This is a genomic window from Synechococcus sp. B60.1, assembly GCF_047462555.1.
Classification (GTDB): domain Bacteria; phylum Cyanobacteriota; class Cyanobacteriia; order Thermostichales; family Thermostichaceae; genus Thermostichus.
In genome coordinates this window covers 1514-2673 of the sequence record NZ_JANSJN010000167.1, presented here as the reverse complement: position 1 = coordinate 2673, position 1160 = coordinate 1514, and the positions used below count along the sequence as shown (strand labels likewise).

The 1160-nt window shown below is 61.7% G+C and carries 1 protein-coding gene; it reads right to left on the bottom strand.

The annotated features are described in order from the left end of the window. The coding region (locus NW863_RS12690) for a cation-translocating P-type ATPase (RefSeq protein WP_414366794.1) at nt 1–1127 on the bottom strand (1127 nt) is incomplete at its 3' end. Nucleotides 1128–1160: the final 33 nt, after the last annotated feature.

The following is a 1160-nucleotide window of genomic DNA, read 5'->3' as shown; positions in this document are numbered from 1 at the left end:
TGGGGGCTGTAGCCACTGCCGGTAACCCGGTAGAGCCGGGATCCGGCGTAGATGGCCTGCACCGTCATCTGGTTTTCTGTGAGGGTGCCGGTTTTGTCCGAGCAAATCACCGTGGCGCTGCCCAGGGTTTCTACCGCCGGCAACTTGCGGATGATGGCATGGCGGCGGGCCATGCGGGAAACCCCAATGGCCAGGGTTACGGTAACTACCGCCGGCAAGCCTTCGGGAATAGCACTCACCGCCAGCGCCACTGCCGCTTCAAAGACGCTTGCTGCCGCTTGGCCCTGCACCAGCCCCACCAAAAAAGTGAACGCAGCCAAGGTGAGGATAATTTTCAGCAAGGTCAGGCTGAAGGCCTCAAACTTGCGCGTCAGGGGAGTTTGCAGGGATCCCCCTTCTTCAATGAGCTGGGAGATGCGACCTGTTTGGGTCTGGTTGCCGATGGCCACCACCACCCCCGCCCCTTGGCCAAAGGTGACGAAGCTGCCGGCGTAAGCCATGTTCTGGCGGTCGGCCAAAGGCGTGTCTTCAGGGAGGGATCCCAGCCGTTTTTCCACCGGCACCGACTCTCCCGTGAGGGCCGATTCGTCCACCTGCAAGTTGCGCGCACTCAGCAGGCGCAGGTCGGCGGGCACCCTGTCTCCCGAGCTCAAGAGCACCACATCCCCCGGCACCAGCTCCCGCGAGGGCAGCCGCACTTTCTGCCCCTCCCGCAGCACCGTGACTTCAGTCACCACCGACTTGGCCAGGGCGGCAATTGCCTCCTCCGCCTTGGCCTCTTGGATGTAGCTGATGAGGGCGTTGATCACCACCACCGCCCAGATCACGATGGCGTTGCGCCAGGATCCCAGGAACGCCTTGACCGCCCCAGCCACCATCAGGATATAAAGGAGGGACTGGTTAAACTGCTGCAGAAACTTGACCCAGGCCGGCGTTGCAGCTTTGGCTTTCAGCTCATTGGGGCCGTATTGCCGCTGCCTCTTCTCCACTTCAGCTTGAGAGAGGCCCTTTTCCAACAGCCCCGCCAAAGACATCTCCTCTCCGAGGAGTTCCTGGATGGCTTGCTCCTCCGACAGGGCATGCCAGGCAGGGGCTGGGAGCAGCTCAAGGGATGAAGGTTTAGCCATGATTCGGAGTCTTGAGTTACAACACCGCGAGGG